The sequence below is a fragment of the Collimonas silvisoli genome (assembly GCF_018305005.1).
Lineage (GTDB): Bacteria > Pseudomonadota > Gammaproteobacteria > Burkholderiales > Burkholderiaceae_D > Collimonas > Collimonas silvisoli.
Genome location: NZ_JAGQEG010000159.1, coordinates 1 through 5,917 on the forward strand (window position 1 = coordinate 1; position 5,917 = coordinate 5,917).

The following is a 5,917-nucleotide window of genomic DNA, read 5'->3' on the forward strand; positions in this document are numbered from 1 at the left end:
CAGCGCAAATGCGATTTGTTGCTCGGTAAATTTGCTTTTCTTCACGACATGACTCCTGTTTCATCTAATGAAAAATCACGTCGGAAATTCTACTTTTAAATGCGACTGTTTATTGGGGTACGGTCAACGTCCGCCCCCTCGTCTACTGTACCGACGGACGACGATCGCCTAGTGAGATCGGTGAGACGATCGCGCACGTCATGGCTCATCTCTTGGCCGCGATTGGCCGCGCGCCGGGTCATGGATAGCGGAACCTGGGCCACGAGCTGGCTGATCGGGGACGTGACGGACACATGCATGTTATTGGCAATCATCCCAGTGCGCCGCATCTGGAACTTGGCCTTGGTGCCGGCTGACGCCTGCTTGTAGCGCCAGTCGAAATAGTTCGACGTGCCGCTCAACTTGCCGGTTGCGATGCTCTTTCCGCCAATCGAAAGTTTGATGTCGTCTGGCAAGTCGGCAAGCCTTTCGAGATCGTCCATCAGCTTGTCGAGCGCGACATCGATCCGCGGATCGCTCATATCCATCGCCGACGGATCTGCCTCGGCAATGTCCAGTTTGAGAGAAACCGGATCGCCATTCCGCGCCAGCGTTCCCAACAACTTCGCCATGCTGGTCTTCTGGAACCGGGCGCGTTCGGCCGAGGTGTATGGCGCCGTGACCGGAGCCGTTCCCTGTAAAAACACGCGCGCGTCGTTCTGATCATTGTATGTCTTGGGAGCGTGGATGCCATGGCTTATCTTGATTTCATTCTTGATGCTGAGGCCCAGGCTCGCCGCAGCACCGAAAGTATTGGCGACGCCCGCCAGCGTGGCAGAACCGGCATTGGTTATGGTGTAGCGCTCAACCTCGCCGGCAGTCAATCTCTTCGCCAATTCGGTCGCTTCTACCTGACCGCGGCCATCGCCGGTGAACAGCGCCTGTGCATCGACATCCTTGATCGCTGCGAGAGCCCGGGCGGCCGATTGCAAACCGGCTTCCGCACCGGGGCCTTCACCCTCGGAGAGCGCGCTCTTGATGTTGGATTGCGCCAGCTCAAATGAGATCCAATCGCGCAGGCTGGCTTTGACGTCGGCGCGCAAGCCGGCATGAATCTGCGCCTGCGCAGATGTGCGCCGTTCGGACCGGCCGGACGATGCCTGTCCGGTGCGGACGGCGGATTTCAGCAATGCCGCCAGTGTCTTGCCGCTCTTGCCGAGCAAGATGCGGCCCATGCTGTCCAGGCGCATGCGATACGGCGATTTCCAGGAGTCAGCGATGGTCGAAGCCTTGAACTCGGCCTGGTGCGCTTGCGTAAAGGCCGCTTCCAGCTCCTGCATGGCATGCGGGTCACCGGCGGCGGCTTCCGTCTGCTGCCGGTAATCGGCATAGGCTTCCCAGTTCGCCAGGGGCTTGACGTCATGCTCTGTCGTGTCGCGGCGCGCGATATCGTCTAGCGTGACGAGCAGCTTGGCTTTTGCCTGCGCGCGCACTTCCGGGCGGCGCCAGAGGCGTTTTTCCTTGATGTAAGTTTGATAGGCTTGCGCTCTTTCCTTTTGCTGTTTGGCCGCATTGCCGCCGAGCAGGTCGAGCGACTTCCCAAGCGCCACGATGGCGCGCTTCGCCTTGGCTTCCCCATCCTTGCTCGGCCCGGAACTGAGCTGATAACCCACATACATCAATGCCACCGCCGTCACCGCTGCGGCACTGACGCCACCCGTCACGGCGGCCGCCGCAGCATGGGGCAAGATACCCAGAACGGTCGACGTGACGGCAAACGCGGCGCTTGCGCCACTGACGCCTAGGTAGCGCTTGTTGCCTTCATATTCGATTTTGGCGCTTTCAGAAGCAGTTTTGTAGTCCGTCTTCAGCTCGTTGCGCAAGCAGAACCGCGCGTACTCGATGCCGAGTTTTTCTCCTGCGGCGCGGACATCGTTCTCAGCTTGCAGGCGGTCTGCGGGAGAGATGTCCGCCGCGGCAAGCCTTGATTTCGCGGCATCGAGCAGGATCTGTGCTTTTGCCATCCGTTGCACGCATTGCCGGATCTTCGGTAACCGCCATGCGAGCGTTGCGGCCGCACCAAATACGTTGGGTCCGGTTTTCGCGCTCGGAGAGGCATCGGCCTTCCCCAATGGCATGATTTCCTCGGTGCCGGCATTACGCAAGCGCAACTCGGCGGAGTCAAATGAAAGCTTGGTGGTCACGGCCGTGAGAATCAATTGGACCGCCGACAGTGCGGTTTTTGCTATCGGATGGGAGGAGGCGGCAATCTGCGCGATGCTGCTTACTGCACCGCCCACCGTAGACGAAGACATGACCGGCTGCCGGTGCAGAGCACCGGTTCCGGTCGTCTTGAAACTATTGAGCACTTCGTCGGAATTCTCGATCCCTGCGGCCTTGAGGAAGGTCGCGATCATTTCCCGGTAGTAGTCGTCGTCTCCCGCCCCTTTGGGAAGAAGCCTCTGCCCTCGCCTCTCCTCGGGAATCGCGCCGGCATGGGCGCGTTCGAAATTCAGCGCCATAAGCCTGGACAATTCCGGTATTGCCGGCGAGCCAGACTGACTGTTGCGCCACCCCTGGCAAATCTCAAGCGTGCTGTCCAGATTCCACTGTTCGACCCGGATGGGAGGTGTGAAAGGGACTTTTTTGATGTTGACCAATTGCGCGAATCGGTCTTTGACTGTGCCGCGAGAGAAATGTGGAGCGGCGCCCGCCGGCGTGCTCGACTGGCGCTCCCGCACCTCCGGCCGCGACTTCACGCTGTCACTGCGCCGCGCGCCGAAACTCGTGGAGGGCGCGGCGCGTTGATCATCCCGCAGGTCGTCCTGCTGCTCGGCAATGCTGGGCAAGGAGGCGACACTGCGTCGGGAAGAACCGATCGGCGGTCCGCGGAATGTACTCGACGAAGGCTCGGCCTCACCGCGCCTTCGCGGATTGTTCAATTCAGCCTTTGACAGCCATGAGGCGACGATTTCCTCGCTCGTAAACGGCGCGACCGACGAGTGCAAGTCTGGCAAAGCGTGAAGATCGATCACGCCGGAGAACTCCTCAAGCTTGGCCTTGCCTTTCGAAGCAATGGATTGCGCTAATGATTCCTCATTCCATATGCCATCGTCGCTACGCACCGCACCATCGAGCAGCGCAACCGAAGCGGAGGTCGGCGGTTCACGAAAACTACGCGATGACGGAAGACCAGGCGCGGCATGACGCGATAGCCCGATATCAGACTGAGAGCGCCGCGCGGTTTGATCGACTCGCGCGGATCCTTCAGCCATATGCGACGGGCCAAACGGCGTCATGCGGATATTTGTGTCCGCATTCGCCCCTTTTCGCGAAGGAATATCGTCCGCGCCGACGCTTGCGTCCAGGACGCTCTCCCAATCCGCGTCCTTCGCATCACCGGTTTCGGCCTCTTTACCAGGAGATACGGGTGGCTCTCGAAAACTGCGCGACAAGGAAACGGCTACTTCCGTCTTGCGCGGCAGGTTGAGCTCGGATCTGGAACGCCTTACTCTAGACATATCGGAAAGCGTGGACAATTGCACCGACATTCCACCCGCCCGTCCGCGCTCCACTGGCGGATTCTCCTGTACGGCAGACGATACGGTGGACGGCGGTTCCTGCGCGGAAGTTTGTGCTGTGACCGGAATTCCCCGACCAACATTGGGGTTAATAGGCATAGCAGGCTCCAGGTAATATGCAACATTAGGCTGCCATGCCAAGCATTAAAATCAAATTATTGTCCCGAGTTCCATTCGGCGCTTGGCTGGCTTCAAGATATGCTACAGGCAAGCCAAAGGGCATTTACCAACGCAGCGAAATCTCATTGCATAAGACGAAGCAATTGGAGTTTGAATTGACCAGGATCAAGACAAAGCGAACTCGATGCGCGCGCGCTGAAGCGAAGACGCGGCCGCGCGATCCGGTTCGCGCGAGAAGTCGACTTCGAACAATCTGACCGCCGATGACATCGCAGGGTAGTCCGAAAACACCGGTAGCAGCGGATCGTCGTCGTGCAGGGCTGCAAGCGCGTACAGCCAACGCCCCTGACACAAGGCGTTGTAGGCGTGCCGCAGCAATGCGGCACAAAGCGCATGATCGTCCTGCTCGACCGCGATGAATGAGAGATAGACGTAGGGCAGCGCTCCGCCTTCGGCAGGCAGGCGCGGCCGCTTGAGCAGCGACGCGACCAGGTTATGCACATGCCGCAGCAAAGCCATCGGCTTCGGGTAACGTTCGATATGCGCCTGGCGCAGCGGAAATTGGTCCCAGGCTGCCATCGTCGCGCAAATGCACCCGCCCCTGATGGCGATGAAAAAATCTTCCGCATTCAGCGTATCGCAACGGCCGCCCGCGGAAAAATCGGCAGCGTCCAGTACCGGCGCCCATCGGAATTGACGGTTGCGCCGGTTGAGAAATTCGACAATTGCCGGCAATTCTTCTTCGCGGGCGCGGCGCAGCTCAATGCCCTCTACAACCAGTGCCGGCTTGCGGCGCGAGAGATGAAGCGCGCGCGTGAACAAACGTCCGCGCTCCAGGTAATGCGGCAATCCGGCACGCCCGCCCACCAGGTTGCCCAATGCGGTCTCGTTGTCGTCATAGACCAGGGTATAGCACGGCAGCGGATCGGCATCGTGCAGCAAACGCAGGAAGCGGTAAACCCGCGAGAGCAGCATGCCGCTCCGATGCTCGCGATGGATGCGCAAGTCCGAGAGAAAGGCCGCGCGCCGCACTTCGCCGCCAAGGTAGGTCTGCGTGATGCAACGGCTGCCCGTCGCCGCGATGCGGCCGCTCACCGTCTCCCGCCCGACGATGATTTGCACGGGATCTCCCTGCAGCCGGCAAGCGAGAATATAGGACGGCTCACGGCGCAGGCTGATGGCGGAATCCCCCTCAATCCAATCGGCAGCCATGCGCTCGCGCAACTGCGTATCGTCCTCCGGCCCGCCCAAGGAGAATTCATAGCGACTCATGGCATGGCGCTCAGGTCGCAGGCGATGCGTGAGAGCCACGCAGCCATAGGCGAGGGCCGCCGGCAAGCCATCTGCGCAAGAATGCCATGCAGGTCAAGGGCGATGCGCCCGGGTCCTCGCGCAGGCGCCGGGGCGCCTCGAACCAGCGCAGCGCGGGATCAAGATGGTGCACACGGTGCAAGGAACGATGCAGCGTCAGCCATCCCAATCCAGCCGGCAGGACAATGTCGAGCGTAATCGAGCCGGTATCGCGCCGGTTAAGCGCAGGCACAATAGCAGCATGATAGTGCTCGGCCTGGGTCAGGATGAAATCGAACCAGGCAAACAATGCCAGTGGAATCAGATAGGCCCAGACGACGGCCTGACAGGCTTCCCGTGCACACGCTCCGATCAAGACCGCGAACAGCAACATCCATCCGAAACAAAGGCGGCTGGCCATGCGATGCTTCGCCGGCACCATGGCCCAGCCGATCCAATTGATGTAACACGAGATCACCGGCAGTTCGACCGGCGCAAACAACCAGATCAGCCGCGTGTTCAGGCTCAGCGAATACAGCCGCCCTTCCGGGTCGATCTCGGTGCAGGTGGAATGATGATGCAGGTAATGGAAATGGCGGTATGCAATGAAATTGACGCCGAACATGGCCGCACATACCGTGCCGACGGCATCGTTGAGCCTGCGGTTTTTCAGGAACGTGCCGTGCACGCACATGTGCTTGGTTTCCTGGCAGCCGATGAACAGAAGAGCTTGCGGCAGCACCAACAAGGCGCGTAACCAAAGCGAATCGGTCAGTGCGAGCACAAGCGTGTTTGCCAGCACCACGCAGATAAACACAATGCTGGGCACGTCGCTCGAACTACCGACGCGCGCCCTAGCCGCGGACAACGCCGCATGGTTGGCGGCGGTCACGCAAAACTCCGCACGGCACGCGAGATGCCCTGTACCGCGCCAAACGGCAGGGTGC

General features: G+C 60.3%; 3 protein-coding genes. All 3 read right to left on the minus strand.

The window, feature by feature from the left end:
• Positions 1–95: 95 nt before the first annotated feature.
• On the minus strand, positions 96–3,659 hold the full coding sequence (locus tag KHU33_RS24930) for a hypothetical protein (RefSeq protein ID WP_211468053.1): 3,564 nt from the start codon (positions 3,657–3,659) through the stop codon (positions 96–98).
• 186 nt (positions 3,660–3,845) lie between these two features.
• Positions 3,846–4,952, minus strand: a complete 1,107-nt coding sequence (locus tag KHU33_RS24935) for a hypothetical protein (protein WP_211468055.1) — start codon at positions 4,950–4,952, stop codon at positions 3,846–3,848.
• Between the two features lie 10 nt (positions 4,953–4,962).
• On the minus strand, positions 4,963–5,917 hold a 955-nt coding region (locus KHU33_RS24940), incomplete at its 5' end, for a fatty acid desaturase family protein (RefSeq protein ID WP_407928318.1).

Excerpts from the sequence above, each read along its gene's own strand:
- KHU33_RS24935 (WP_211468055.1), bottom strand. The coding sequence starts at position 4,952 with ATGAGTCGCTATGAATTCTCCTTGGGCGGGCCGGAGGACGATACGCAG.
- KHU33_RS24930 (WP_211468053.1), bottom strand. The coding sequence starts at position 3,659 with ATGCCTATTAACCCCAATGTTGGTCGGGGAATTCCGGTCACAGCACAA.